Origin of the sequence: Halomonas flagellata, assembly GCF_022487945.1 — a bacterium.
GTDB classification, from domain to species: domain Bacteria; phylum Pseudomonadota; class Gammaproteobacteria; order Pseudomonadales; family Halomonadaceae; genus Halomonas; species Halomonas flagellata.
This window is the reverse complement of the sequence record NZ_JAKVPY010000007.1, coordinates 78,958-104,707: the sequence shown is the minus strand read 5'-3', so window position 1 is coordinate 104,707 and position 25,750 is coordinate 78,958. Positions and strand designations below refer to the sequence as shown.

General features: G+C 69.7%; 22 protein-coding genes. 9 read left to right on the top strand and 13 right to left on the bottom strand.

Features of this window, described 5'->3' with window-relative positions; genetic code table 11:
- Nucleotides 1-223: 223 nt before the first annotated feature.
- The 6 genes from nosR (at nt 224) to MKP05_RS07645 (ending at nt 8,125) form a co-directional block, all read left to right on the top strand.
- A complete protein-coding gene (gene nosR, locus MKP05_RS07670) occupies nt 224-2,368 on the top strand; it encodes a transcriptional regulator NosR (protein WP_240567767.1) in 2,145 nt (714 codons plus the stop codon).
- Between the two features lie 3 nt (nt 2,369-2,371).
- Nucleotides 2,372-4,249, top strand: coding sequence for a TAT-dependent nitrous-oxide reductase (gene nosZ, locus MKP05_RS07665; RefSeq protein ID WP_240567766.1), 1,878 nt, complete (start codon nt 2,372-2,374; stop codon nt 4,247-4,249).
- 50 nt (nt 4,250-4,299) lie between these two features.
- Nucleotides 4,300-5,613: a nitrous oxide reductase family maturation protein NosD gene (locus MKP05_RS07660; protein ID WP_240567765.1), complete on the top strand. Its 1,314-nt coding sequence runs from the start codon at nt 4,300-4,302 to the stop codon at nt 5,611-5,613.
- Nucleotides 5,610-6,545, top strand: a complete 936-nt coding sequence (locus MKP05_RS07655) for an ABC transporter ATP-binding protein (protein ID WP_240567764.1) — start codon at nt 5,610-5,612, stop codon at nt 6,543-6,545. The genes MKP05_RS07660 and MKP05_RS07655 overlap by 4 nt, the downstream gene beginning before the upstream one ends.
- The gene (locus MKP05_RS07650; RefSeq protein ID WP_240567763.1) at nt 6,542-7,366 is read left to right on the top strand and encodes an ABC transporter permease; all 825 of its coding nucleotides are present in this window, start codon (nt 6,542-6,544) and stop codon (nt 7,364-7,366) included. Before MKP05_RS07655 ends, MKP05_RS07650 begins: the two co-directional genes overlap by 4 nt.
- A 174-nt stretch (nt 7,367-7,540) precedes the next feature.
- Nucleotides 7,541-8,125, top strand: a complete 585-nt coding sequence (locus tag MKP05_RS07645) for a hypothetical protein (RefSeq protein WP_240567762.1) — start codon at nt 7,541-7,543, stop codon at nt 8,123-8,125.
- Nucleotides 8,126-8,166: 41 nt separating this feature from the next.
- Here MKP05_RS07645 and MKP05_RS07640 read toward each other — a convergent pair whose 3' ends face one another.
- A complete protein-coding gene (locus tag MKP05_RS07640; protein ID WP_110284243.1) occupies nt 8,167-9,987 on the bottom strand; it encodes a putative bifunctional diguanylate cyclase/phosphodiesterase in 1,821 nt (606 codons plus the stop codon).
- A 385-nt stretch (nt 9,988-10,372) separates the two neighbouring features.
- Between MKP05_RS07640 and MKP05_RS07635 the strand changes: the two genes are divergently transcribed.
- Nucleotides 10,373-10,978 carry a histidine phosphatase family protein gene (locus tag MKP05_RS07635; protein ID WP_240567761.1) on the top strand — a complete coding sequence of 202 codons (606 nt, stop codon included), beginning with the start codon at nt 10,373-10,375 and terminating at the stop codon, nt 10,976-10,978.
- Nucleotides 10,979-11,015: 37 nt separating this feature from the next.
- The gene (locus MKP05_RS07630; protein WP_110284244.1) at nt 11,016-11,381 is read left to right on the top strand and encodes a DUF6164 family protein; all 366 of its coding nucleotides are present in this window, start codon (nt 11,016-11,018) and stop codon (nt 11,379-11,381) included.
- Nucleotides 11,382-11,437: 56 nt separating this feature from the next.
- Here the strand turns inward: MKP05_RS07630 and MKP05_RS07625 are convergent, their stop codons facing one another.
- Nucleotides 11,438-12,142: an OmpA/MotB family protein gene (locus MKP05_RS07625; RefSeq protein ID WP_240567760.1), complete on the bottom strand. Its 705-nt coding sequence runs from the start codon at nt 12,140-12,142 to the stop codon at nt 11,438-11,440.
- The gene (locus tag MKP05_RS07620) at nt 12,135-12,950 is read right to left on the bottom strand and encodes a motility protein A (protein ID WP_240567759.1); all 816 of its coding nucleotides are present in this window, start codon (nt 12,948-12,950) and stop codon (nt 12,135-12,137) included. Before MKP05_RS07620 ends, MKP05_RS07625 begins: the two co-directional genes overlap by 8 nt.
- Nucleotides 12,951-13,144: 194 nt before the next feature.
- Between MKP05_RS07620 and MKP05_RS07615 the strand changes: the two genes are divergently transcribed.
- A complete protein-coding gene (locus MKP05_RS07615; RefSeq protein ID WP_240567758.1) occupies nt 13,145-14,344 on the top strand; it encodes an EAL and HDOD domain-containing protein in 1,200 nt (399 codons plus the stop codon).
- A gap of 59 nt (nt 14,345-14,403) precedes the next feature.
- Here MKP05_RS07615 and MKP05_RS07610 read toward each other — a convergent pair whose 3' ends face one another.
- The 10 genes from MKP05_RS07610 to MKP05_RS07565 all read right to left on the bottom strand — a co-directional run bounded on the left by MKP05_RS07610 (nt 14,404) and on the right by MKP05_RS07565 (nt 25,721).
- Entirely contained in the window at nt 14,404-15,102 is a 699-nt protein-coding gene (locus tag MKP05_RS07610; protein WP_240567757.1) for an RNA polymerase sigma factor FliA, read from the bottom strand.
- 31 nt (nt 15,103-15,133) lie between these two features.
- A complete protein-coding gene (locus MKP05_RS07605; RefSeq protein ID WP_240567756.1) occupies nt 15,134-15,559 on the bottom strand; it encodes a flagellar protein FlhE in 426 nt (141 codons plus the stop codon).
- Entirely contained in the window at nt 15,556-16,104 is a 549-nt protein-coding gene (locus MKP05_RS07600) for a hypothetical protein (protein ID WP_240567755.1), read from the bottom strand. The genes MKP05_RS07605 and MKP05_RS07600 overlap by 4 nt, the downstream gene beginning before the upstream one ends.
- The gene (flhF, locus tag MKP05_RS07595; RefSeq protein ID WP_240567754.1) at nt 16,101-18,269 is read right to left on the bottom strand and encodes a flagellar biosynthesis GTPase FlhF; all 2,169 of its coding nucleotides are present in this window, start codon (nt 18,267-18,269) and stop codon (nt 16,101-16,103) included. Before flhF ends, MKP05_RS07600 begins: the two co-directional genes overlap by 4 nt.
- A 22-nt stretch (nt 18,270-18,291) precedes the next feature.
- Nucleotides 18,292-20,373 (bottom strand): flagellar biosynthesis protein FlhA, encoded by a 2,082-nt coding sequence (gene flhA, locus MKP05_RS07590; RefSeq protein ID WP_240567753.1) that lies wholly within the window; start codon nt 20,371-20,373, stop codon nt 18,292-18,294.
- Nucleotides 20,370-21,527 (bottom strand): flagellar biosynthesis protein FlhB, encoded by a 1,158-nt coding sequence (flhB, locus tag MKP05_RS07585; RefSeq protein ID WP_240567752.1) that lies wholly within the window; start codon nt 21,525-21,527, stop codon nt 20,370-20,372. The genes flhA and flhB overlap by 4 nt, the downstream gene beginning before the upstream one ends.
- 125 nt (nt 21,528-21,652) lie before the next feature.
- Nucleotides 21,653-22,342 (bottom strand): protein phosphatase CheZ, encoded by a 690-nt coding sequence (gene cheZ / locus MKP05_RS07580; protein WP_240567751.1) that lies wholly within the window; start codon nt 22,340-22,342, stop codon nt 21,653-21,655.
- A 37-nt stretch (nt 22,343-22,379) separates the two neighbouring features.
- Nucleotides 22,380-22,769, bottom strand: coding sequence for a chemotaxis response regulator CheY (cheY, locus tag MKP05_RS07575; RefSeq protein ID WP_110284255.1), 390 nt, complete (start codon nt 22,767-22,769; stop codon nt 22,380-22,382).
- A 76-nt stretch (nt 22,770-22,845) separates the two neighbouring features.
- A complete protein-coding gene (locus tag MKP05_RS07570; RefSeq protein WP_240567750.1) occupies nt 22,846-24,549 on the bottom strand; it encodes a methyl-accepting chemotaxis protein in 1,704 nt (567 codons plus the stop codon).
- Between the two features lie 110 nt (nt 24,550-24,659).
- Entirely contained in the window at nt 24,660-25,721 is a 1,062-nt protein-coding gene (locus MKP05_RS07565) for a protein-glutamate methylesterase/protein-glutamine glutaminase (protein ID WP_276316549.1), read from the bottom strand.
- Nucleotides 25,722-25,750 lie beyond the last annotated feature (29 nt).

Genomic DNA, 25,750 nt, shown 5'->3' with positions numbered 1-25,750 from the left:
TCACACCCTCCCCCCGCGTCTTCGATTTCGACGCTCCTACCTCATTGGGGTTACTCCCACAGGCTTGATCCACGTCACCGGCGACATGACCCATGTCAATTCGAGCCCATGGGCCAGCTGGCATGATAGAGCCAATTGCAAAAGATTCATTTCATGTGCCTGTTGACGAAACGCTGCCCTCCCGCAGGCACCACGCCACAGGTACGGAAACAAGGACCGCCCCATGTCCACCCGGCGCACCCTCACCTCCCTGGCCCTCACCTGGCTGCTCGGCCTGCTGCTGCTCGTCGCCATGCCGATCGCGCAGGCCATCGAGCTCGAGCAGGTGAGGCCGGGCTTCCCCGAGGCGACCCGCCTGGTCAGTGCCGAGGGCGAGCACCCCGCCATGGCCGTTCATGCCGATGACCGCCTGCTCGGCTATGCCTTCGAGACGATGGACATCGCGCCGATCCCCGCCTACTCCGGCAAGCCCGTGAACCTGCTGGTGGGCATCGATCTCGAGGGCAGGATCCGCCTGGCCAGCATCCTCGGCCACGAGGAGCCGATCATGCTGGTCGGCATCCCCGAACACCGGCTGGCAGACTTCGCGGATGCCCATGTGCCCCATCATGTGAACGACCGCCTCAAGATCGGCGACAACCTCGACGCCATCTCCGGTGCCACCGTCACGGTCATCGTGGTCAACGAGACCATCATGCGTACCGCTCGCCGGGTGGCCGCCGAGCAGGGACTGATCGCCGATCCCTCGGCCACGCCGCCGGCCCGGGTCCTGCCCAAGGTCTTCGAGCCCGCCGACTGGGAGACCCTCACCGACGACGGCACCATTCGCCGCCTGCACCTGACCCATGGCGAGGTCGACGAGGCCTTCGTCGGCACGCCCGCCGAGGACTACCTGCGCACGCCCGAACCGGCCGACAAGACCTTCATCGAGCTGTTCTACACCTACCTGAACCCGCCGACGGCCGGCCGCAACCTGCTCGGCGACACCGCCTACGAGCAGCTCATGGCCGGGCTCGACGAGGACGAGCACGCCATCGCCGTCATGGCTCGCGGCGACTACTCCTTCAAGGGCTCGGGCTATGTGCGCGGCGGCATCTTCGACCGCCTCGAGCTGTCCCAGGGCAACACCACCGTCAGCTTCCACGACAGCGACCACAGCCGCCTGGGCAGCCTGGGTATCGAGGGAGCGCCGTCGTTCGACGAGCGCGACATCTTCATCGTTCGCGACGATGCCGCCTTCGATCCCGGCCGGCCCTGGCAGCTGGAACTGCTGGTGCGCCGTGCCTCGGGCCCGCTGGACACCGAGTTCACCCGCTTCAGCGCCGACTACAGCGTACCGGAGGCCTACATCACACGCCCGGAACCGCCGGTGGAGGAGCCGCTATGGGTCCAGGTGTGGCGCGACAAGGCCTTCCAGATCGCCGTGCTGGCCGCCGGCCTGCTGGTGCTGACGGTGATCATGCTGTTCCAGGACGTGCTGGCGCGTCATCCGAAGATCCTGCGTCCGCTTCGGCTGGGCTTTCTGGTCTACACCCTGGGGTTCATCGGCTGGTATTCGCTGGCCCAGCTGTCGGTGGTCAATATCCTGACCTTCACCAGCTCGTTGATCAGCGGCTTCAGCTGGGAGTCGTTCCTGATCGACCCGCTGCTGTTCATCCTCTGGTCGTTCGTCGCGGTGACCCTGCTGCTGTGGGGGCGCGGGGTGTTCTGCGGCTGGCTGTGCCCGTTCGGCGCCCTGCAGGACCTGGTCAACCAGGCCGCGCGCAAGCTCGGCGTGAAGCAGCTCGAGGTGCCCTTCGGCCTCCACGAACGGCTGTGGGCGATCAAGTACATCATCCTGCTGGCGCTGTTCGCCGTCTCGCTGCACTCGTTGGGCACCGCCGAGCGCTATGCCGAGGTGGAGCCCTTCAAGACCGCCATCACCCTGCGCTTCCAGCGCGACTGGGGCTTCTTGCTTTATGCCGTGGCGCTGGTGGCGATCTCGGCGGTCAACCACAAGTTCTACTGCCGCTATGTCTGCCCACTGGGGGCCGGCCTGGCCATCCCCGCCCGCCTGCGCCTGTTCGACTGGCTCAAGCGTCACCGCGGCAGCTGCGGCACGCCCTGCCAGATCTGCGCCAACGAGTGCGAAGTGGGCGCCATCCACCCCGACGGCCGCATCAATGCCAACGAGTGCCACTACTGTCTCGACTGCCAGGTGACCTATCACGACGACCGGCGGTGCCCGCCCATGATCAAGCGCCGCAAGCGCTTCGAGAAGGCGGCCCGGGTGTCCTCGGGAGGCACGGCCGTCGCGACCTTCCCGGCCACTGCTGCCCGTGGCAGCAAGGCCAGCCTGCAACGCATTCCCACTCACAACGAGGAATGAACCATGAGTGACAAGAAGGACACGATCCAGAACCTCGGCCGCCGCCACTTCCTGCGCAACAGCGCCGTGACGGGAGTCGCCGGTGCCGGGCTGGCCGGCGGCTTCGGCGCGGGTGCCCTGATCGGCAGTCGGCCGGCCCGGGCCGCCGCCACCGGCGACGCCGCCATAGCCCCCGGCGAGCTCGACGAGTACTACGGTTTCTGGAGTGGCGGCCACTCCGGCGAGGTCCGCGTGCTGGGCGTACCCTCGATGCGCGAGCTGATGCGCATCCCTGTCTTCAATACCGACAGCGCCACCGGCTACGGCATCAGCAACGAGTCGAAGCGCGTCCTGGGCGACTCCGCGCGCTTCCTCAACGGCGACTCCCACCACCCGCACATCTCGATGACCGACGGCCGCTACGATGGCAAGTACCTGTTCATCAACGACAAGGCCAATACCCGGGTGGCGCGCATCCGTCTCGACATCATGAAGACGGACAGGATCACCACCATTCCCAACGTCCAGGCCATCCACGGGCTGCGCCTGCAGAAGGTCCCCCACACCAAGTACGTGTTCTGCAACGCCGAACTGCCGATCCCGCAGATCAACGACGGCCGCGACCTGGAGAACCCCGACAACTACTGGACCATGTTCAATGCCGTGGATGCCGAGAGCATGGAGGTGGCCTGGCAGGTGATCGTCGACGGCAACCTGGACAACACCGATGCCGACTACACCGGTCGCTTCGTCGCCGCCACCTGTTACAACTCGGAAAAGGGCATGACGCTCGCCGACACCATGCGCGCCGAGCGTGACTGGGTGGTGGTGTTCGATGTCGAGGCGATCGAGGCCGCCGTGGCCGCCGGCGAGTACGAGGCCCTGGGCGACGCCCCGGTGCCGGTGCTCGACGGGCGCAAGGGCTCGGCGCTGACTCGCTACATCCCGGTACCCAAGAACCCCCACGGCCTGAACACCTCGCCGGACGGCAAGTACTTCATCGCCAACGGCAAGCTCTCGCCGACCTGTACGGTGATCGCCATTGACCGGCTGCCGCAGCTGTTCGACGACGCCATCGAGCCGCGCGGCGCCGTGGTCGCCGAGCCGGAACTGGGCCTCGGGCCGCTGCATACCACCTTCGACGGCCGCGGCAACGCCTACACCACGCTGTTCATCGACAGCCAGGTGGCCAAGTGGAACATCGAGGACGCCATCCGCGCCTACAACGGCGAGGAGGTCAACTACCTGCGCCAGAAGCTCGACGTCCACTATCAGCCCGGCCACAACCACGCCAGCCTCACCGAATCGCGGGATGCCGACGGCAAGTGGCTGGTGGTCCTCTCCAAGTTCTCCAAGGACCGCTTCCTGCCGGTGGGCCCGCTGCACCCGGAGAACGACCAGTTGATCGACATCTCCGGCGAGGAGATGCGCCTGGTGCATGACGGCCCCACCTACGCCGAGCCCCACGACTGCATCCTGGTGCGCGCCGACCAGCTCTCGCCGAGCCGGATATGGAGCCGTGACGACCCCTACTTCGCCGAGACCGTGGCCATGGCCGAGGCCGACGGCATCACCCTGGAGCGCGACAGCAAGGTCATCCGTGACGGCAATCGGGTCCGCGTCTACATGACCTCGGTGGCACCGAACTTCGGGCTCACCGAGTTCAAGGTCAAGCAGGGCGACGAGGTCACCGTGGTGATCACCAACCTCGACCAGGTCGAGGACCTGACCCACGGCTTCTGCATGGTCAACCATGGCGCCCAGATGGAGATCGCCCCCCAGCAGACCGCCAGCGTCACCTTCATCGCCGACAAGCCCGGGGTGCACTGGTACTACTGCAACTGGTTCTGCCATGCCATGCACATGGAGATGACCGGCCGCATGCTGGTCGAGAAGGCCTGACCGCCCACCGGGGCCGGGCGGATGCCCGGCCCCGTCATCCGGAGACACCCATGACCCGACGACCGATTCTCGGCGTCCTGACCTTGATTCTTGCCGCCTGGCTGCTGTGGCCGCCGGGGGCACTGCTGGCCGCCAACTGGACGGCCAGCCCCGGCGACTCCCTGCAGGCGCTCGTCGAGCGTGCCGCCGACGGGGATCGCCTCCGGCTGTCGGCCGGCCACTATGACGGGCCGGTGGTGATCGACCGCCCCCTGCACCTCGAGGGCACGCCCGGGGCCACCATCGATGGCGGCGCCCAGGGGCATGCCGTGACCCTGGCCGCCCCCGACATCCTGATGGAAGGCCTGCGAATCGAGAACTGGGGCGATGACCTCACCGCCATGGACGCCGGCATCTTCGTCGACCGCAGCGCCACCGGCAGCGTGATCCGCGACAACGACCTGCAGGGCCCCGGTTTCGGCATCCGGCTGGACGCCGTGCGCGGGGTGCGGGTCCTCGACAACCGCATTCGCGGCGACGCCGGCCGGCGCTCGCAGGATCGCGGCAACGGCATCCACCTCTTCAACGTCGAGGAGGTCCTGGTGGCCGGCAACGACATCCGCCGGACCCGCGACGGCATCTATATCGACACCAGTCGCCACAGCATCCTGCGCGGCAACCGCCTGGAGGAGCTGCGCTACGGCGTGCACTACATGTACGCCTTCGACAATCGCCTGGAGGGCAACGTCACCCGCAACACCCGTACCGGCTACGCCCTGATGCAGTCCAAGCGGCTCACGGTCCTCGACAACCGTTCGGTGAACGACGAGAACTACGGCATCCTGATGAACAACATCACCGACTCACGGCTGCGCGGCAACCGCGTCGAGGGGATCCGGCAACCGCTGGATGCCGCGGGCCAGGGCCTGGTCAGCGGCGGCGAAGGCAAGGCGATCTTCATCTACAACTCGCAGTTCAACCACTTCGAGGCCAACCGCTTCACCGACAGCGATATCGGCATCCATCTCACCGCCGGCTCCGAGGACAACGTGCTGGTAGGCAACGCCTTCGTCGCCAACCGCCAGCAGGTGATGTACGTGGCCACCCGCCCCCAGGAGTGGTCGGCGGACGGCCGCGGCAACTACTGGAGCGACTACCTGGGCTGGGACCTGGCCGGTGACGGCATCGGTGACACCGCCTTCGAACCCAACGATGCCGTGGACCGGCTGCTGTGGCGCTACCCTGCCGCCCGGCTGCTGATGAGCAGTCCCGCCGTGGTGGCACTGCGCTGGGTACAGCGCCAGTTTCCCATCTTCCGCGCCCAGGGCGTGCGCGACAGCGCCCCCCTGATGCGCGACCCCGACCTTGGAGGCCTCCGCCCATGAACCCGGTGATCGACTGCAGCGGCCTGACCCTGCGCCACGGTCCCCTCACCCGCCTCGACGGCCTGGACCTCCAGGTGCAGGAGGGTGAGGTGCTGGCCCTGCTCGGCCACAACGGGGCCGGCAAGACCACCACCATGAAGCTGTTCCTGGGGCTGCTCTCGCCCAGTGCCGGCACCCTCTCGGTGCTCGGCGGCGCCCCCGACGGCCCCCACGCCGAGACCCTGCGCCGCCGGCTGGGCTACCTGCCCGAGAACGTCAGCTTCTACGAGCAGCTGACCGGCCGCGAGGTGCTGACCTATTTCGCCCGGCTCAAGCGGGTCGGCCGGCGCCAGGTCGACGCCCTGCTCGCGCGGGTCGGCCTCGCCGAGGCCGCGCGCCGCCGGGTCAGGACATACTCCAAGGGCATGCGCCAGCGCCTGGGCCTGGCCCAGGCGCTGCTCGGCGAGCCCCGGCTGCTGCTGCTCGACGAACCCACCACCGGGCTCGACCCCGCCGCCACCCGCGACTTCTACGAGACGGTGCGCGAGCTGCGCGAGGGCGGCTGCACGGTGCTGCTGTCGTCCCACGTCCTGCCCGGCGTCGAACCCTACATCGACCGCGCCCTGATCCTCGGTGCCGGGCGCCGCCTGGCCCTGGGTAGCCTCGACGAGCTGCGCCATGAGGCCGCGCTGCCGCTGACCATCCGCGCCCGGGGACGCTGGCCCGGGGTCGACTGGTCCCGGGGCTGGGACGACGCGGACGTCACGCCGCGCCACCTCAACGGCCGGGCCCTGGAGCTCGGCGTGCACCCCGCTGCCAAGATGACGGCGCTGCGCCGCCTGAGCGCCACGCCGGGCGTCGAGGATATCGAGGTGCTGCCGCCGACCCTCGAGCATCTCTACGCCCACTTCTCCACGGGGGCCAGCCCCCAGGCATCGGGAGACGCCCCATGAACGCCACCCTGATCGTCGCCCGCAAGGAGTTCCAGGACGGCCTGCGCAACCGCTGGGTGCTGGCCATCGCCCTGATCCTGGCCGCCCTGGCGGTGGGCATCGCCTGGTTCGGCGCCGCCGCCAGCGGCGGCCAGGGCTTCACCTCGCTGGCCACCACCCTGGTCAGCCTGTCGACCCTGGCGGTGTTCCTGATCCCGCTGATCGCCCTGCTGCTGGCCTTTGATGCCGTGGTCGGCGAACAGGAGGCCGGCACCCTGCTGCTGCTGCTCACCTACCCGCTGAGTCGCACAGCGCTGCTTCTCGGCAAGTTCCTCGGCCACGGCCTGATCCTCGGCGCGGCCACGGCGCTGGGCTTCGGCATTGCCGGGGGGGTGATCGCCGTCGGCGCCGAGGGCGTCGATCTCCGCGAGCTCGCCGCCAGCCTGGGCCGGCTGATTCTCAGCAGCGTGCTGCTGGGCTGGGTGTTCCTCGCCTTCGCCTACCTGATCAGCGTCTGGGTCGGCGAGAAGGCGCGAGCCGCCGGCCTGGCGCTGGGCGTGTGGTTCCTGTTCGTACTGGTCTTCGACCTGGGGCTGCTGGCGCTGCTGGTCAGCGTGGACAGCGGCGCCGACTGGCTGCCCTGGCTGCTGCTGCTCAACCCCACCGACGGCTTCCGGCTGATCAACATGGTCGGCTTCGATGCCGCCCAGGCCCACACCGGCGTCACCGCCATCGCCCAGGGCGGCGCCTTCCAGGTCGGCTGGCTGCTGCTGGTGCTGGTCGGCTGGATCGCCGCCCCCCTGGGGCTGGCCATCCTGCGCTTCCGTCACCACACGGCCTGAACCCCGGCCAGCGAGGGCGCTGCTCGCCGACCTCGGCAGCCGCGCATTGCCGGGCACGTCGGGACACGGGCGCCACTGAGCCCGCCCCCACACCGAGGCGCCCATCGGGACAGCCCCAGCGGGCTCTGCTAGCATCCGGGGTTCGTCTCCACGCCACCCAGGATGCTGCTGCCGATGTCATCGCCGGTCACCCGCCTGCTGCCCGCCCTGCTGCTCGCCCTGCTGCTCGCCCTGGGCCTGGCCGCCCCCGCCCAGGCCACCACCTTCAACACCGGCGAGGTCGAACGTCACGGCGCCTGGCACTCGTTGACCCTGACGCTGGGCGAGGAGCGCCACTTCCGCGCCATGGAAGGGCAGAGCTACAGCGATTCCCTGCTCAGCGTCAACGTGACGCCGGGGGTCTGCGACCTTCCCTGGCTGGAGCTGCGGGTCGAACTCGACGAGCACCAGGCCGAGGACCGCACGGTCAACCGGGTACCCGCCGACCTGCGGGTCGATCACGAGACCATCCACAGCGGCCGGGCCGAGTTCGTCATCGAGCGCGGCGACAGCGGCTTCTACGTGCACTTCTTCCTGGAGGAGCAGCCGCTGCTGCTCGAGGAGATGCGCAGCGGCGAGACCCTGCGCCTGCGCCTGATGCGAGCCGAGGACGACCCCTGGTTCATGACCTTCGACCTGGACGGTGCCGACGCGGCGCTTGACCGGATGTTGCGCCGCTGCGAGGCTGCCTCCCCCGACGCGATGGGACTCGACGGCTAGCCCTGCCCGCCGTGACGGCGGCCGGCTCGCCGGAGCGTGGACTAGGGCCGAGGGGCCTCGAGGCCAGCCACCGGCCGAGGGTGCGCCGTCAACGACAGCTCCTCGACGGAGACCGGGCGGCCGAACAGGTAGCCCTGGAAGGCCCGGCAGCCCTGCGCGGCCAGCCAGTGCCGGTGGGCCTCGCTCTCCACCCCCTCGGCGATCACCTCGAGTTCCAGGCTGCGGGCCAGGGTGATGATGGTGGTGACGATGGTGGCATCGGTGGGGTCATCGAGCAGGTCGCGCACGAAGGACTGGTCGATCTTCAGCTGGTCCAGCGGCAGCCGCTTGAGGTAGGCCAGCGACGAGTAGCCGGTGCCGAAGTCATCCAGGGCGAAGCCGATGCCCAGCGACTTGAGTCGCTGCATCTTGTACCGGGTGTCCTCGCTGTCTTCCAGGAAGAGGGTCTCGGTCAGCTCCAGCTTGAGTCGCTCGGGCCGCGCCCCGGTGGCGGCGAGGATCCGCTCGAGCCGGTCGACGAAGTCCGGCGCCCGGAACTGGTCGCGGCTGACGTTCACCGCCATGGTCAGGTGCTCGGTGGCCGGCGTCGCGGCCCACTTGGCGAGCTGCCGGCAGGCGGTCTCCAGCACCCAGAACCCCATCGGCACGATCAGGCCGTTCTCCTCGGCGACGGGAATGAACACCCCCGGCGACACCAGGCCCCGCTCGGGGTGCTCCCAGCGCAGCAGCGCCTCGACGCCGGTGATCTGCCCCTCGCCATCGACCTGGACCTGATAGAAGAGCCGCAACAGGCCATCGGCGAGGGCCTGTCGCAGGTCGGCCTCGAGGCTGGCCCGCTCCATCACCCTGGCCTGCATGGCCGGGTCGAAGAAGCACAGGGCGTGTCGCCCCGCCGCCTTGGCCTGGTACATGGCCAGGTCGGCCTGCTGGAGGATATCGTTCACCGTGGCATGGCCGTCGGTGAACAGGGTGATGCCGATGCTGCCGCTCACCTGGCAGCGCATCTCGCCCAGCATGCAGGGCGCCACCAGGCTCGCCAGCAGCTTCTCGCCCACCCGCTCGGCCACCATGGCGGCCTCGTCGGCCTCCAGGCCCAGGTCGTGCAGCATCACCACGAACTCGTCGCCGCCCAGGCGGGCGATGGTGTCGGTCTCGCGGGTGATGGCGGTGAGTCGCTCGGCGATGATCAGCAGCAGCTCGTCGCCGCGATGATGCCCCAGGCTGTCGTTGATGGTCTTGAAGTTGTCCAGGTCGATGAACATCACCGCCCCGTACTCGCCGCTGCGCCGGCTATCCTTCAATGCCGACTCCAGCCGATCGACCAGCAGCCGTCGATTGGGCAGGCTGGTCAGGGGATCATAGAAGGCCAGCTGATGGATCTCCTCCTCGGCGGCCTTGCGCTCGGTGATGTCGCTCAGGGTGGCCACGTAGTTGGTGACCCGCCCCTGCTCGTCCTTCACCGCGCTGATGGTCAGCCACTGGGGATGGATCTCGCCGTTGCGACGACGATTCCAGACCTCACCCTGCCAGCTCCCCTTGTCGCCGATGGCATGCCACATGCGCTGGTAGAAGAGGTCATCATGGCGTCCGGAGTTGAGGATACGCGGGCTGTGGCCGACGATCTCCTCGGCGGCGTAGCCGGTGATCTGTCGGAAGGTCGCGTTGATCTGCAGGATCCGCCCCTCGGCATCGGTGATGAACATGCCCAGGTGGGTCTCGAAGGCCATGGCGGCGATACGCAACTGGGCCTCCTGGCCCTGGCGGCGGGCCAGCTCCCGCTGCCGTTTGGCAATGGCCTGCCAGCGGGACCAGCGTCGCCGCCTAGCGCCCTGCCTCGATACCCCGCCATCCCGTGTCGTCATTGCCGCACATGCCCCCGATTCGTGCTCGCCCTGCACGACGGGGCCCGGTGGCCCTCTGGTGCATCACGGCGTATCGGCCCACCGGGCCGGAAACTCGAGCCTCCCTTCCTCGCGGACATCCCTCCATGGCAGGCTCCCATTATGCCAGCATGAGCGCCTGTCACGAACGAGATTTCCTCCCCCGGGTACGACACACCGGCCAGGGTAGCGGTCAGACCCTTGCCGGTGCGGTGCTTCCCGGGTCCTGGAGCCTGATCATGGCGGGTCTCGCTTCGACTTGCAGTTATCATGGGAAGCGAGGAACACTGAGCGAAACCGAATCCCATATGGACAACATGAGATATTAACAATACAACGAACTCAATTCAGGTGTTGTGACGATAGCATGCCAACCGATTTCCTCAACGCTCGCGGGGCCTGGCGCAACCGCTACCTGCTGATGCGCCACGGCCATAGTCGGGCCAACGAGCAGGGCCTGATCATCAGCGACCCACGTCACGGCCTGGCCGACTACGGTCTCTCTGCCGAGGGCGAGGCGCAGCTCGCCCGGCTCGTCGACGACTGGGCCTGGCCCGCCCCCACCCTCGTCCTCCACTCGGACTTCCTGCGCACCACCCAGACCGCTGGCCGGGTGGCCGAGCATTTCGGCCTCTCGACCAGCCCCGAGCCACGCCTGCGCGAGCGCCACTTCGGCGAGTTCGAGTCCCGTTCCGCCGACCGCTACCTCGAGGTCTGGGCGCTGGACGAGCGGGACCCGGCCCACCGGACCCATGGCGTCGAGCCGGTGGCCGCGGTGGCCGCGCGGATGCAGGCGGTGCTCGAGGAGCTGGAGCGTACCGTCACCGGCATGACGATCCTGCTGGTGAGCCACGGCGATCCGTTGCAGATCCTGCTCACCGCCCTGGAGGGACGACCGTTGAACCGGCACCGGGACCGCCCGCCGTTGCTGCCGGCGAGCATCACCCCGCTGGGCGACGCCCCCGTGGCATAATGGGCACCCAGCTTCCACCGGCGCCGGGAGAGCGATCGTGACGGTACTGCTGTTTCGGCTGAACAACGTGCCCGACGAGGAGGCCGAGGAGGTACGCCGGCTGCTCGACGAACACGGCTTCGATACCTACGAGACCCGCGCCGGCTTCTGGGGACTGGGGGTCGCGGCGATCTGGCTGCGCGACGAGGCCCAGCGGGAGGCGGCCCGCGAGGTGATCGACCGCTACCAGCAGGCGCTGGGGGAACGGATGCGGCGCGAGCACCACGAGCTCGACGCCCGCGGCCAGGCCCCCACCCTGTGGCGCCGCCTGCTGCACCACCCCTTCCGGGTGCTGCTGCTCACCGCCGCGGCCCTGGGCATCCTGGCCCTTTCCCTGCTTCCCTTCCTGGGGCTGATCGACTGACCCGCCCTGTCCCCGGCCCGGGCAGAGTGGCTCATGCTCTCTCCTCGTCTCTGTCATCAGCCCCGCTTGAGTAGCAGCTCCACCCGTCGGTTGGCGGCCCGCCCCTCGGCACTGGCGTTGCTTTCGAGCGGCCGGGTGTCGGCATAGCCGATGGCCCGCAGCCGCGCCGGCGGCACCCCCTGTTCGGCAAGGTAGCGCAATACGGCGATGGCCCGCCCGGTGGAGAGCTCCCAGTTCGAGGGGAAGCGTGCCGTGGCGATGGGAATATCGTCGGTATGCCCCTCCACCGAGACCTGGCCATCGAAACCGGCCAGGGTGGCGACCAGGCCCTGCAGGATCTCGCGGCCACCACTGGTGAGTTCCGCCTGGCCACTGGAGAACAGCAGGTTGTCGTCGATGCGCAGGGTGACGCCCCGATTCCCCTCGGCGACGCTGACCCCCTCGATCTCGAGGCCACGGAAACGCGGCTTAAGGCCCTCGTGGCGCGGCTTGAGCCCCGATGCCGTCGACCCCGACATCGCCCCCGGGCCGCCGGCCAGCGCGAGGGCGGCCGACTCGGCCATCGGCGACACCTGTCGCCTCGCCTCGCCGCCGTGCTCGCTGCCGGTGACCCTCAGGCCGTTGCCGGCCAGCGACAGCAGCAGCACGAACAGCGTGATCAGCAGGGTGAGCACGTCGAGGTAGCTCACCAGCCAGCCTTCGCCATCGTCGCCGCCCGACGCCTCCGGCAACAGCGACTCCCGGGCGTGCCGGTCAAGCATGCTGGCCGGCCTCGCCGCCACCTGGCCGCGGCCTGCCGGGCTCGCGGATCTCGTCATGGTAGTTGGCCACGAAGGAGTTGAGGGTCTCCTCGATGAAGGAGGGCAGGCGGCGCTTGGTGATCAGCGAGATCCCCTCCAGCACCATGTTCATGGCGATCAGCCGCTCCTCGGTGCGTCGCTCGAGCTTCACCGCGATGGGCTTGAACACCAGGTTGGCCAGCAGGATGCCGTAGAAGGTGGTCAGCAGGGCCACCGCCATGCGCGGGCCGATCACGTGCAGGTCCCCGGTCTCCATCACCTCGAGCATGTTCACCAGGCCCACCAGGGTGCCGATCATGCCGAACGCCGGGGCATAGGTGGCCATGGTGCGGAAGATCTGTGCCTCGGCCTGCTCCCTGGCCTTGAGCCGGGCGATGCGCCAGCGCAGCAGGTCGAAGATCTCCTGCTCCCGGGTATTGGCGATCACCAGCTGGATGCCGGTACGCAGGAAGGGGTTGCGGGTGTGCTCCAGGGCCTCCTCTACGGCGCGCACGTCGCCCTTGAACCACAGCCGCGACATGTCCACCAGTTCCTTGATGTCGTCGCGGGTATAGGTGTTCTCGCGGCGGAACACCAGCCCCACCAGGCGGACCACCCGCACCACCTCCTTGAGCGGATAGCTGATGAAGGTGGCGGCCATGGTGCCGGCCAGCACGATGGCCAGCCCCGGCAGGTTGATGAAACTCTGGGGCGACTCGGCGGTGAAGAGCAGGACGCTGGCCAGCAGCACGCAGCTGGCGAAGATGCCGATGAGCGTCGACGGGTTCATGCACGGCTCCTTGCCGGTAAGGGAAGGCTTGATAGGGATATCGGCCGCCACGGGCCGGGCTTTAGTCGGGGCGCCCGGCCGCGGACAAGCGACGGGGCGCAATGATACTCTTTGTTACATCGCCTGCCGGTCACCGGGCCAGCCCCGCCACGATCACGACACACGGCAGGCATCATGTCGCAGGGAGCCATACCATGTCAGGACAGAGGGAAGCCGACGCTTTCGCCATCGCGCTACAGCCCATCCACGACGCCGATGACCACCACGTCGCCGACCGGTTGGTCTATCGTCATCACGGCGAGGGCGTCGACGACCCTGTCGCCGCCACCGCCCGGGCCCTGGCCACCATCATCTACGAGCTGAACGAGGGCAAGCGGCTCGGCCCCCGGGAGCTGATCATCGACCTGCCCGCCGAGTGGCTGGAGCGCGCCGACCTGCTGCCCTCGCCGGCCCGGCAGGTGATCATCGGCCTGCCGCGCGCCCTGTCCCTGACGCCCGCGCTGGTGGGCACCCTCGAGCAGTTGCGCGAGCGCGGCTACCGGTTGCTGATGCCCGCCTCCAGCCTGCAGGGCGACGGTCGGGCGTTCGCCCCGCTGATCGACCTGATCCGCCTGCGTCGCCCCGACGAACTCGACGGCGACCAGTTGCGTGCCCACCGACAGCGCGGCGCCCGGCTGCTGGCCGAGGAGATCCGCGATCCCGAGCGGCTCGAGCACTTCCGCGCCCTCGACTGCCACTACTTCGACGGCCGCTACCTGGCCGAGCCGGCCTTCTACGCCGCCCGGCCCCGCGGCCGTCACGGCAACCGCGCGGCCCAGCTGCGCCTGGTCAACGAGCTCTACCGCGAGGATGCCGACCTGCACCGCCTCTTCGAACTGCTGATCCAGATGCCCCACCTCCATGTGGCGATCCTGCGCCGGGCCAACTCCAGCCAGTTCGGCCAGGGCGCACGGCAGAGCGATCTCAAGCGGGCCATGCAGGTCATCGGCCTCAACGAGCTGCGCCGGCTGGTGATGACGCTGTCGCTGGCCAGCGATCTGCCATCGTCGAAGCTCAAGGTGCGCATGGCACTGATCCGCGCCTTCATGTGCCGCAACCTGGCCACGCCCTTCAGCAACATCGATCCCGAGAACGCCTTCACCACCGGGCTCTTCTCGATGATGGGCCCGCTGCTCGACGAGGCCCAGGACGCCCTGCTCGCGGAGCTGCCGCTGACCGCCGCCGTCGCCCGGGCCCTGACCGACCGCGAGGGCCACCTCGGCGCCCTGCTGACCCTCTGCGAGGAGCACGAGCACCAGGTCGCCGACGGCGGCGCCACGGCCAGCACCGACCGGCTGCAGCAGTGCTACCTGGATGCCCTCGACCAGACCGATGCGCTGATGAGCCGCCTCTGAAGAGCTCGTTTGGGGTCAGACCCCAAAGGGAATTTAAGGGTCTGACCCCATAGGGCCCCTCAATCGTCGCGCAGCCGCGCCCGCAGCCGGCTCACCGCCTGGCCGTGGAGCTGGCAGACCCGCGACTCGGTCACCCCCAGCACGGCGCCGATCTCCTTGAGGTTGAGCTCCTCCTGGTAGTAGAGCGCCATCAGCAGCTTCTCCCGCTCGGGCAGCGCCCCGATCGCCTCGACCAGGCGTCGGCGCTGCTCGCCGTCGACCAGGGCGGTGAAGGGCGACGCCAGCGGGTCGGGGCCGCGCGGTTCCGCCCCCTCCGCCACCAGCGCCTCGAAGGGCAGCAGCTGGCCGTTGTTGGTATCGCTGAGCAGCTGGCGGTAGTCGGCCAGGTCCATCTCCAGCTCGGCGGCGATCTCGTGCTCCTCGGCCGGCCGCCCCAGGCGCTGCTCGAGACGCCGCACCGCCTCGTCCACCGCCCGGGCGTTGCGCCGCACGCTGCGCGGCAGCCAGTCGCGACTGCGCAGCTCGTCGAGCATGGCACCCCGGATGCGCTGGCTGGCGAAGGTCGCGAAGCTTGCCCCCTGGCTGGCGTCGAAGCGCCCCATGGCCTCCAGCAGGCCCATGGTGCCGGCCTGGATCAGGTCATCCAGCTCGATGCTCGCCGGCAGCCTGACCTGCAGCGCCAGCGCCTGACGCCGCACCTGCGGCAGGTACTGCGTCAGCAGCTCGTGCTGGTCGATCTTGCCCTTTGCGGTATACATCCCCTTCGACTACCCCCGTCAGGACCTTCCTTCAGCGATAGTTGACGATCACCTGCAACCCCTGCACCGCCACCGCCTGTCGCTGGACAGGCGCCAGGGCGAAGCGGAAGTGCAGCGGCGCGTCTGCCGGCAGCCCGGCCAGGGCACGACTGCGGCCCTGCGCCGCTCCCAGCGCCATGCACCCCTCGGCGTGACAGAGCCTGGCCCGCACCGCCTCGCCGGGCGGCAGCCGGAACCGCCAGCCGACGCTGTCGATCGTCCCGCCCGACACCGCCGCCGGCGGCGCCAGTGGCGACGACGCCACCTCGCGTTCGACCAGCGCCACCCGCACCCCCGGCGCCGTGGCCACCCAGCTACCGGCGGCGAGCGCCGGCCCGACGGTCAGCGCCATGACCAGTGCCAATGCCGGACCGAGCGCCACCCCCAGGCTGGCCAGTTTCCCCCCCGCGCCGCTCATGCCAGCACCACCAACTCGATGCCCAGATAGGCCGCGGCGGCCTGCTGCAGGTTGTCGAGCAGCCCATGGCGCGAGATGCCGGGCGGATGCACCGCCAGCAGACGCCGCGGGCCGGGGCGCTCGGCGAGCCGAATCAGCACCCGCCAGGCACGGCGGAAGGCTTCGGCGTCGCCCTCCACCCACAGCGCCCAGCGCGGTTGCTGGGCGGCCAGCAGCACCAGGTGGGGGCTCGTGACCCCGACGGGCACCACCTGCCAGGCCGCCGGGTCCCCCACCCAGCGACGCCCCTGGGCGGCCCAGTAGTCGATCAGGGCGCCGACCCGCCTGGCCTGCCGCGGGGAGCCGTCGGGCAAGCCCACCACCATCAGGGTGACCGGCGACGAAGCCCGCGTGACGGCCGGCGAGGGCGGCCGAGCGATCGGTGCTGACGGCCCGGCCACCGCCAGCTCGCACAACATCTCGGCCACGTGCCGCGGGCAGCCCTCCTCGTTCGGTGGCGCGCTGGACGCCCACTGCCGCAATCCGTCGGCCTGATCGGCACTCATCCGTCGAGCCCCTCCAGCCCCGCCGCCCCCAGCTGGCGAATGGCGTCACGCGCCACGCCGAGATAGAGCAGCGCCTCGAGCAGCGTCTCGGCGCTGCGTCGGCGACGGCCACCGAGCAGGCCCAGCAGCTCGGCGCGCAGGTCCATGGCCCACTCCGCCTCGCTGCGCTCCAGCTGGCCGGCCACCGCGGCCAGGCCGGCGGCGATCGACAGCCGCAGCGCCGGCGTCAGCGCCGGGTAGGCGTCCTCGAGCCGCCGGTGGGCCCGACGGGTCAGCCGCGGCAGCGCCTCGGCGTCGAGCTGGCCGAGCAGCCACTCCACCGCCTCGTCGCCCAGCCACTCCGGCGCCAGCCAGCAGCGACGCCCCAACCGACGGCCGCTCTCGCGCTCCTCCAGGTCGGCGAACCAGGCCCGCAGTGGCGCCGTCGTGGTCTCATCGCTCAGCGAGAGCCGCGCCAGCCGGATCCTGGTCTCGCATCCCTTCAGCCGGCGAATCGGCTCGGCCAAGGGGGCGGCCAGGTCGGCCAGGGTCCCGAGGGCGTGACGCTCGCCCGCGTGGGCCACCCGCTGGGTGGCCCGGGCCTGGGCGACCCAGACACCGTCACGGGCCGCCAGCCACGCTCGGGCCTCGTCGTCGGGCGGCGTCGGCAACAGGTGGACGGCAGCCCCATGGGTTCGCTCGGCCCAGTCGAGCCGTGCCGCCTGGCCGGCCGGCTGGCGATGCTGGGGCAGCGGCAGGGCCGACCAATCGCCTGCGGCGTCGAGCGGCAGATCGGGCGGCGACCAGTCGCCGCCGCGCACCCGGGCACGCGGCGTCCAGAGCATGCCGTCGGCACGCATGTCTGCGGCCTCGAACAGGGCATCGAGCCGCTCGCCCTGCAGGCTCGTCGGCAGCGCCGAGAGCGCCCAGGCCGCCTCGAGGGCGGCGAAGCCGGTGATGTGCCGACGCAGGCCGGCGAGCACCGCCGACAGGCGTCGCCCCTGGCCGAGCAGCTCCCGGGCACCGCCCGTGGAGGCCGGTTCCGGCGCCGGGGCGGCACGGCGTGTCGCCAGCGCCTGGCACACCAGCGCCGCGGCGTCGGCGACCGCCAGGTCCTCCGGCACCCGCTGGCCATGGGCCACGAACAGCAGCCGCAGGCCGTGGCGCATCAGGGCGTCGAGCAGCGGCCCCGTGCGCCCCGCCTCGTCCTGCTTGCTGATCACGCAGTCGTCCAGGGAGGCGCCGGCGGCGCGGGCCGCCTGGCGGTAGTTGGTGATCACCTCCTCCAGGGTCTCCGGCTGGCTGGCGGCGTTGAGCAGCAGCACCAGGCGGACCGCCACCGGTCCGCCCTGCAGCCGTGCCACCTGCTCGATGATGCGCCGGTCGCGCTGGCTCATGCCCACGGTATCGATGATCACGAAGCGCTTGTCGGCCAGCTGCGCCAGCAGCTCGTCCAGCGGCTGCTCGGCGTCCAGGGCATGCATGGGAATGTCGAGCAGCCCGGCGTAGATGCGCAGCTGCTCATGGGCGCCGATGCGGAAGCTGTCGGTGGTGACCAGCGCCACCTGGTCGGGTCCGTGGCGCATCACGTAGCGGGCCGCCAGCTTGGCGGTGGTGGTGGTCTTGCCGACCCCGGTCGGTCCCACCAGGGCCAGGATACCCCCCTGATCGAGCAGCGACGCCTCGTCGTCGAGCACCGCCAGGCGCGCACTCAGCTGGCGGCCCAGCCAGGCCAGCAGGCGCTCCTCGCCGGCGTCCTGCAGCTCCTGCGGCAGGCCGGCGAGGAGCTCGTCGCCGATGGCCCGGCCGAAGCCGGCCTCGGCCAGCCATTGCGCCAATTGCTCGCGACGGCCCGCTTCGGGAGCCTGCTCGGCCCGGGACCGGGACAGCAGGGCGCGCATGTCCTGCATCTCCCTGAGCAACTGGGCGCTCGTGGCCTGGAAGGCCTCGGCGCCGCTCGCCGGCGGCGAGACCGGTCGCCGCGGAGCGGCCTCGGACAACGGGGCGGGCCGGGAATCGGCGGCGCTACCGGCCATGGCCTCGGCGACCTGGTCGGCCAGGGCGAGGATCTCCACCCCGGTCTCGGTGCGGCGGTTGGCCAGGATCAGGGCATCATCGCCCAGGGCGGCACGCACCTGGCGCATCGCCTCGCGGCTGCTGGCCCCGATGAATCGCATCACGCTCATCTACTCAGTCTCCTTCCACCTGTCAGCGCCCCCCCACCAGCTGGGTGACCCGCAGGGTCCGGTCGTCGGGAATCTCGGCCTGGGACATCACCACCAGGTGGCGCAGCCGTCGGCGCAGGAAGCGCGCCAGCACCGGGCGCAGGGCGTGCGGCACCACCAGTACCGGTGGTTCGCCGCTCGCCTCCTGCCGCTCGAGGGCCTGTTCGGCCTGGGTCATCAGGGTCTCGGCCAGGCCCGGCTCCAGCGCGCCGCTGCCGTTCATGGCCTGCATCAGCACCTGCTCGAGCTGCGCCTCCAGGCCAATCACCCTGAGCTCGCCGTCACCGGGGAACCACTGCTGGACGATGCTGCGGCCCAGGGCGATCCGCACCAGGGCGGTCAGCTCGCCGGCGTCCTGCTGCTGGCCGGCGTGCTCGGCCAGGGTGTCGAGGATGGAGCGCAGGTCGCGGATCGAGACGTCCTCGTCGAGCAGGTTCTGCAGGATGCGCTGGAACACGGTGAGCGAGATCGCCTTGGGCACCACCTCCTCCACCAGGCTCTTCAGCTCCTCGCCGAGCTTGTCGAGCAGCTTCTGCACCTCCGCACGCCCCAGCATCTCGGCGGCGTGCTGGTGCAGCAGGTGATTGAGATGGGTGGCCACCACGGTGCTGGCATCCACCACCGTGTAGCCGTAGACCTGGGCGTGCTCGCGCTGGCCGCTGTCGATCCATACCGCCGGCAGGCCGAAGGCCGGGTCCCGGGTCGGGGTGCCCGAGAGCTCGCCCGATACCTGGCCCGGGTCGATCGCCAGCCACTTGCCGGGATAGGCCTCGGCGCGGCCGATCTCGGCACCCTTGAGGGTGATCACATAGGTGTTGGGCCCGAGTTCCAGGTTGTCGCGGATATGCACCACCGGCGGCAGGAAGCCCACCTCCTGGGCAAACTTCTTGCGCACGCTCTTGATGCGGCCGAGCAGCTCGCCCTCCTGACGCTGGTCGACCAGCGGGATCAACCGGTGCCCCACCTCGAGGCCCAGGGTATCGACCAGTTGGACGTCGTCCCAGCTCGCCTCGGGCGCCTCCGGCGCCGGCAGCGGTTCGGCGGAGAGCTCCTCCTGGACCTGGCGCTGCTCCTTCTGGCGGATCAGCCACCAGGCCAGGCCGCCGAGCAGCACGGTGAAGATCAGGAACACGACATTGGGCATGCCCGGCACCAGCCCCAGCAGCCCCATGACTGCCGCCGCCAGTATCATCACCTGGGGGTTGACGAACAGCTGGCTGATCATCTGCTGGCCGACGTCCTGGTCGGTGTTGACCCGGGAGACGGTGACGCCGGCGGCGGTGGAGATCACCAGCGCCGGGATCTGCGCCACCAGGCCGTCGCCGATGGTCATCAGGGTGTAGGTGCGCGCGGCGCTGCCGAAGTCCATGCCGTGCTGCAGCATGCCGATCAGCAGCCCGCCGATGATGTTGACCACCATGATCACCAGGCCGGCCATGGCGTCGCCGCGCACGAACTTGCTGGCACCGTCCATGGAGCCGTAGAAGTCGGCCTCCTGGGCCACCTCGCCACGGCGCTGCCGGGCGTCGTCCTCGCCGATCAGCCCGGCGTTGAGGTCGGCGTCGATGGCCATCTGCTTGCCGGGCATGGCGTCGAGCATGAAGCGCGCGCCCACCTCGGCGATGCGCCCGGCGCCCTTGGTGATGACCATGAAGTTGATGACGATCAGGATCAGGAACACCACCAGGCCCACGGCGAAGTTGCCGCCGACCAGGAACTGGCCGAACGCCTCGATCACCTTGCCGGCGGCAGCGCCGCCCTGGTGGCCCTCCATCAGGATGACCCGGGTGGAAGCCACGTTGAGCGACAGCCGCAGCAGGGTGGTGAACAGCAGCACCGCCGGGAAAGCGGCGAAATCCAGCGGCTTCTGGGTGAACATGCTGACCAGCAGCACCATCACCGCCAGGGCGATGTTGAAGGTGAAGAACAGATCCAGCGCGAAGGGCGGCAGCGGCAGGATCAGCATCGACATGACCAGCAGGATCAGCAGCGGCCCGGCCAGCAGCTTCATGCGCACGTCGCCCATCCAGTCGCGGCGTCCCAGATAGTCTCCCCAGGCCTTCATGCGTCAGCCTCGCGGTGGCGGCCCGGCATCGCCAGGGAGTCCGGTACCGGCAGGTCCTCGGGTGTCGGTGGCACCTCGCCCCCCTCCTGTGACACCCGCCGCAGCCGGAAGGCCCAGGCCAGGACCTCCGCCACGGCGGTATAGAGTGCTTCGGGGACCTCGGCGTCGAGGTCCACGTGGTGGTAGAGCGCGCGGGCCAGCGGCGGCGCCTCGAGCCGTGGCACCGTGTGTTCCTCGCCCAGTTCGCGGATCCGCGCGGCCACCTGGTCGGCGCCCTTGGCGACTACCCGGGGCGCCGCCATGCCGGTCTCCTCGTACTTCAGCGCCACGGCGTAGTGGGTGGGGTTGGTGATGATCACGTCCGCCTCGGGCACCTGGCTCATCATCCGTCCCCGGGCCATGGCCTGCTGCTGCTGGCGGATCCGCGCCTTCACGTGGGGGTCACCCTCCGACTCCTTGTGCTCGCGCTTGACCTCCTCCTTGCTCATGCGCAGTTTCTTGGCATGGCTCCAGAGCTGGTAGGGCACGTCGATCAGGATCACCACCAGCAGGGTCAACACCATCAGCCCGGAGGCCAGGGCCGCCAGCTCCATGGCACTGGCCAGGGCCTGCTGGATCGGCTGGTCCATCAGGCTCATGAAGGTACCGCGGTTGAGCCACAGGAAGGCCCCCGCCACGCTGCCCACCAGCAGCGACTTGGCGATCGCCTTGGCCAGCTCCACCAGCGCCTGGACGCCGAAGATGCGCTTGAGCCCCTTCAGCGGGTTGAGCTTCGACAGTTGCGGCTTCAATGACTTGGCCGAGACCAGCCAGCCGCCGAGCAGCGCCGGGGCCGCCAGCGTCACCACGGTGAGCAGCAGGAACAGCGGCAGCATCGCCAGCAGCGTCCGTTCCCCGAGGTCCAGGGCGTGGCTGAGCATCGGCGTGGTTTCCATCGCATGGCGCCGCTCGAACAGGAAGGCCTGCTCCATCACCAGGCCCAGCTGGTCGTAGAGCATCGCGCCCATGGCCCACAGCCCGCCCACGCCGCCGAGCAGCAGCATGAAGGTGGTCAACTCGCGGGAACGGGCGACCTGGCCCTCCTCGCGCGCCTTCTCCAGGCGGCGTGGCGTGGCCTCTTCGGTCTTTTCCTGATCGCTGCTCTCGTCGGCCATGGCCAGTCATCGGGACACTCGTGTGGACCCTGGCCATTGTGGTGACTGGAGGGAAGGGGCGATACGTCGATAAGCGCCGATAATCGTGTCCTGTTCACGACTATCGACGGCAGGGAAGGTGTCGGTCAGAAACCCAGTTGGTCGAGCAGGTCATCGACCTGGTCCTGGCTGCTCACCACGTCGGCGGCCTCCGGCTTGATCTGGGGGCCGTTGAGCAGGCCCTCCTCGCGCTTGCGGGCGTCGGACTGGCGCTGGCCGTCGGCGCGGCGCTGCATGTCGTTGCGCTTCTCGCCCTCGGGCACGCTGTCGATCAGCACCTGCACCAGCTGGGTCTCGATCTCGCGGATGACGTCCATCATCTTCTTGATCACCTGGCCGGTCAGGTCCTGGAAGTCCTGGGCCATCATGATCTCGAGCAGCTCCTTGCTGGTGGCCTGGGTCTGCTCCGGCACCTCGGCCAGGTACGCGCGGGTCTCGGTGACCAGCTCACGGGCCTCGTCGAGCGCCTTGGGCTCGGCGAACCACTCGGCCCAGCGCCTGTCCAGCTGCTCGGCCCTCTCGCTGAGACGGTCCTGCAACGGCTGGGCGCGGTCGATGGCATTGAGCGCCCGCTCGGCGGCCTGCTCGGTCATGGCGCCTACGTAGTTGAGGCGGTCCCGGGCATCGGGAATGGCCTCGGCGGCCCGCTCGATCTCCTTGTCGAGTCCGAGCTCGCGCATGCTCTCGCGCAGCATGCGGGTCAGGTGCCCGATGCGCTGCACCAGGTCGTCGCTGGCCACCGCCTTGGCGATATCGGGCTGCTCGTTCGTGCTCATGATTCGGTCTCCTTCGCCCCGGGTCGCCCCGGCGGCCTCACATGCCCAGTTTTTCGAAGATCTTGTTGAGCTTCTCTTCCAGGGTGGCGGCGGTGAAGGGCTTGACCACATAGCCGTTGGCACCGGCCTGGGCCGCGGCGATGATGTTCTCCTTCTTGGCCTCGGCGGTCACCATCAGCACCGGCAGGTGCTTGAGGCCGTCATCGGCGCGGATCTGCTTGAGCATCTCCAGGCCGTCGAGGTTGGGCATGTTCCAGTCGGAAACCACGAACTCGAAGCCGCCGGCCCTGAGCTTGGCCAGGGCGTCCTGGCCGTCCTCGGCCTCCTCCACGTTGGTGAAGCCGAGCTCCTTGAGCAGGCTGCGCACGATGCGGCGCATGGTCGGAAAGTCATCCACCACCAGGATGCTCATGTTCTTGTCTGCCATCGGGATTCCTCTATCGATTCACGGCATTCGGGATGACCGGCGGCCGGGCCACCGGTCAGGTTCGGTAGCTATCGCGTCAGAACTCTTCCCACTCGTCCTCGGTGACCGCCTCGCGGCGTGCCGGACGAGGGGCCGGCGCCTGCCGGCCGGCGGGCGGCAGGCTGGCCTGCGGCAGCGCGGCGGGGGAGCGGTCGGCCTGCGGCAGCGAGGGCTGGCTCGCCATCCCGGCCAGGCGGAACACCGCCACGGCCTGCTCCAGGCGGCTCGCCTGCTCCTCCAGCGAGGCCGCGGCGGCCGAGGCCTGCTGCACCAGGGCGGCGTTCTGCTGGGTCACCTGGTCCATCTGTCCCACCGCCTGGCTGACCTGCTCGATGCCGTCGCTCTGCTCCTGGGAGGCGGCGGATATCTCGTCCATGATGTCGGTGACCCGCCGTACCGCGGTGACCACCTCGTCCATGGTCGTGCCGGCCTGCTCGACCAGCGTCGAGCCCTCCTGCACCTGGGCCACCGAGCCCTCGATCAGCGCCTTGATCTCCTTGGCGGCATCGGCGCTGCGACTGGCCAGGTTGCGCACCTCGCCGGCCACCACCGCGAAGCCGCGGCCCTGCTCGCCGGCCCGGGCCGCCTCGACGGAGGCGTTGAGCGCCAGGATATTGGTCTGGAAGGCGATCGAGTCGATGACCCCGGTGATGTCGGCGATCTTCTGCGAGCTGGTGGAGATGCCGTGCATGGTCTTGACCACGCGCTCGACCACCTCGCCGCCGCGCTCGGCGGTCGAGGAGGCGTCCAGCGCCAGGCCGCTGGCCTGGCGGGCGTTGTCGGCGTTCTGCTTCACGGTGGCGGTGAGCTGCTCCATGCTCGCCGCGGTCTCCTCGAGCGAGGCCGCCTGCTGCTCGGTCCGCGAGGACAGGTCGGCGTTGCCGCCGGCGATCTCTCGGCTGCCGACATGGATCGAAGCGCTGCTGCCGCGTACGTCGCTGACGATCCGCGTCAGGCTCTGCTGCATGTCGCGCATCGCGGCGAACAGCTTGCCGATCTCATTGCGGCCGAACACCTGGATCTCCCGGGAGAGGTCCGCCTGGGCGATGGCCTCGAGGCTCTCCACCGCCGCATCCAGCGGGCGGATGACGATACTACGCAGCCCCAGGTAGATCAGCACCACCAGCAGGCCGATCAGCGCCAGCACCCCCAGCCCGATCCATTCGAAGCGTTGGGCCTGGTCGTGGAAGTCGGGCACCATGGCCTCGGAACTCGCGAACCCGTACCTGACGAAGGCCGTCATGCTGTCCGCCAGTGCCGCCGAGGGCGCCTCGAGCTCCTCTCGCAGCAGGTTGAAGACCGGGGGGTCGAGCTGCTCGAGGCTGTCGAGCTGCTGGCGGACCAGGGCGAGCACGGCATGGAAGTCGTCGCCGAGGGGCTCGGCCAGGGCCTGGCCCTGCTCGGACTTGGGCGCGCTCGCGAAGTGCTCGAAGCGCCGCTCGGCACGCTCGAGTCGATCCGCCGCCGCGGCGATCTGCGCGTTGGCCTCGTCCATGCTGCCGATCATGATCAGGTTGGCGGCGGCCTCGAGGCTGAACCGGGCCTGGCTGAGCAGGGTCTCGGCGCGGTTGACCTCGTTGAGCTGCTCGGTACTGACATGGTTCAGGGTGTCCAGGGTATGCTTGGCATTTCGCTCCGCCATGAAGCCCAGCGCGGCGATCACCGCGATGAACGCCACGAAGCAGGCCAGGACGGCGACCGTCGCCGCATGAATGCTGATATTGCGCAGTAATCGTGTCATGCCGGCGCTTCCTTCATTATCGAAATCATGAGTGTCATCGGTTCCGCTCGGCTCCCTGCCCCTCGGATCGTCCCTGTGCCTGCTGCGGCCCCGCTACTCGCTCGGTGGCCTCACACACGCTGGGCACGGCCGGAGGCCGCCACCAGCGCCATCAGCCGCGGCGCGATGTCGTCGAGCGCCACCACCTCGCCGGCCCCGCCCAGGGCGATGGCCTCACGCGGCATGCCGAACACCACGCAGCTGGCCTCGTCCTGGGCGAGGGTCGGGGCACCGGCCTGGCGCATCTCGACCAGGCCCGCGGCGCCGTCCTTGCCCATGCCGGTGAGCAGCACGCCGATGGCGTTGCGCCCGGCCTGGGTCGCCGCCGAGTGGAAGAGCACGTCCACCGAGGGGCGGTGCCGGTTGACCGGTGGCCCGTCGTCCAGCCGCGCCACGTAGTTGGCGCCGCTGCGCGCCAGCTTCAGGTGGGCATCCCCCGGGGCGATGTAGGCGTGGCCCGGCAGGACCCGTTCGCCGTCCTCGGCCTCCTTGACGCTGACCTGGCACAGCCGGTCGAGCCGCTCGGCGAAGGAGCGGGTGAAGCCCCCCGGCATGTGCTGGGTGATCAGGATCGCCGGGCTGTTGGCCGGCAGCGGCTCCAGCACCCGACGGATCGCCTCGGTGCCGCCGGTGGAGGCGCCGATGATGACCAGCTTCTCGCTGGACACCAGCGGCGCCTCGAGGCGCACCGGCGGCGGGGCGTCGCGGCGGGTCGCCTGGCGCGGCCGCGAGCGTGAGGCGGCGCGGATCTTCTCGGCGATCTCCTCGGCGTACTCGAGCATGCCACTGCGGATGCCCAGCGAGGGCTTGGCGACGAAGTCCAGCGCGCCCAGCTCCAGGGCCCGCAGAGTCACCTCGGAGCCGGCCTGGGTCAGCGAGGAGACCATCAGCACCGGCATCGGGCGCAGCCGCATCAGGCGCTCGAGGAAATCGAGCCCGTCCATGCGCGGCATCTCCACGTCCAGGGTCAGCACATCGGGGTTGTGCCGCTTGATCAGGTCCCGGGCGGCGATGGGGTCCGGCGCCACCGCCACCACTTCCATGTCCGGCTGGCTGTTGATGATCTCGCTGAGCAGGTCACGAATCAGCGCCGAGTCGTCGACGCACAGCACCCTTATCCTGGCTGCACTCAAGGCAGGCCTCCTCATCCCTTCGGCGCGAC

Coding starts and splice junctions, on each gene's coding strand:
- nosR (WP_240567767.1), top strand. CDS start 224: ATGTCCACCCGGCGCACCCTCACCTCCCTGGCCCTCACCTGGCTGCTC.
- nosZ (WP_240567766.1), top strand. CDS start 2,372: ATGAGTGACAAGAAGGACACGATCCAGAACCTCGGCCGCCGCCACTTC.
- MKP05_RS07660 (WP_240567765.1), top strand. CDS start 4,300: ATGACCCGACGACCGATTCTCGGCGTCCTGACCTTGATTCTTGCCGCC.
- MKP05_RS07655 (WP_240567764.1), top strand. CDS start 5,610: ATGAACCCGGTGATCGACTGCAGCGGCCTGACCCTGCGCCACGGTCCC.
- MKP05_RS07650 (WP_240567763.1), top strand. CDS start 6,542: ATGAACGCCACCCTGATCGTCGCCCGCAAGGAGTTCCAGGACGGCCTG.
- MKP05_RS07645 (WP_240567762.1), top strand. CDS start 7,541: ATGTCATCGCCGGTCACCCGCCTGCTGCCCGCCCTGCTGCTCGCCCTG.
- MKP05_RS07640 (WP_110284243.1), bottom strand. CDS start 9,987: ATGACGACACGGGATGGCGGGGTATCGAGGCAGGGCGCTAGGCGGCGA.
- MKP05_RS07635 (WP_240567761.1), top strand. CDS start 10,373: ATGCCAACCGATTTCCTCAACGCTCGCGGGGCCTGGCGCAACCGCTAC.
- MKP05_RS07625 (WP_240567760.1), bottom strand. CDS start 12,142: ATGCTTGACCGGCACGCCCGGGAGTCGCTGTTGCCGGAGGCGTCGGGC.
- MKP05_RS07620 (WP_240567759.1), bottom strand. CDS start 12,950: ATGAACCCGTCGACGCTCATCGGCATCTTCGCCAGCTGCGTGCTGCTG.
- MKP05_RS07615 (WP_240567758.1), top strand. CDS start 13,145: ATGTCAGGACAGAGGGAAGCCGACGCTTTCGCCATCGCGCTACAGCCC.
- MKP05_RS07610 (WP_240567757.1), bottom strand. CDS start 15,102: ATGTATACCGCAAAGGGCAAGATCGACCAGCACGAGCTGCTGACGCAG.
- MKP05_RS07605 (WP_240567756.1), bottom strand. CDS start 15,559: ATGAGCGGCGCGGGGGGGAAACTGGCCAGCCTGGGGGTGGCGCTCGGT.
- MKP05_RS07600 (WP_240567755.1), bottom strand. CDS start 16,104: ATGAGTGCCGATCAGGCCGACGGATTGCGGCAGTGGGCGTCCAGCGCG.
- flhF (WP_240567754.1), bottom strand. CDS start 18,269: ATGAGCGTGATGCGATTCATCGGGGCCAGCAGCCGCGAGGCGATGCGC.
- flhA (WP_240567753.1), bottom strand. CDS start 20,373: ATGAAGGCCTGGGGAGACTATCTGGGACGCCGCGACTGGATGGGCGAC.
- flhB (WP_240567752.1), bottom strand. CDS start 21,527: ATGGCCGACGAGAGCAGCGATCAGGAAAAGACCGAAGAGGCCACGCCA.
- cheZ (WP_240567751.1), bottom strand. CDS start 22,342: ATGAGCACGAACGAGCAGCCCGATATCGCCAAGGCGGTGGCCAGCGAC.
- cheY (WP_110284255.1), bottom strand. CDS start 22,769: ATGGCAGACAAGAACATGAGCATCCTGGTGGTGGATGACTTTCCGACC.
- MKP05_RS07570 (WP_240567750.1), bottom strand. CDS start 24,549: ATGACACGATTACTGCGCAATATCAGCATTCATGCGGCGACGGTCGCC.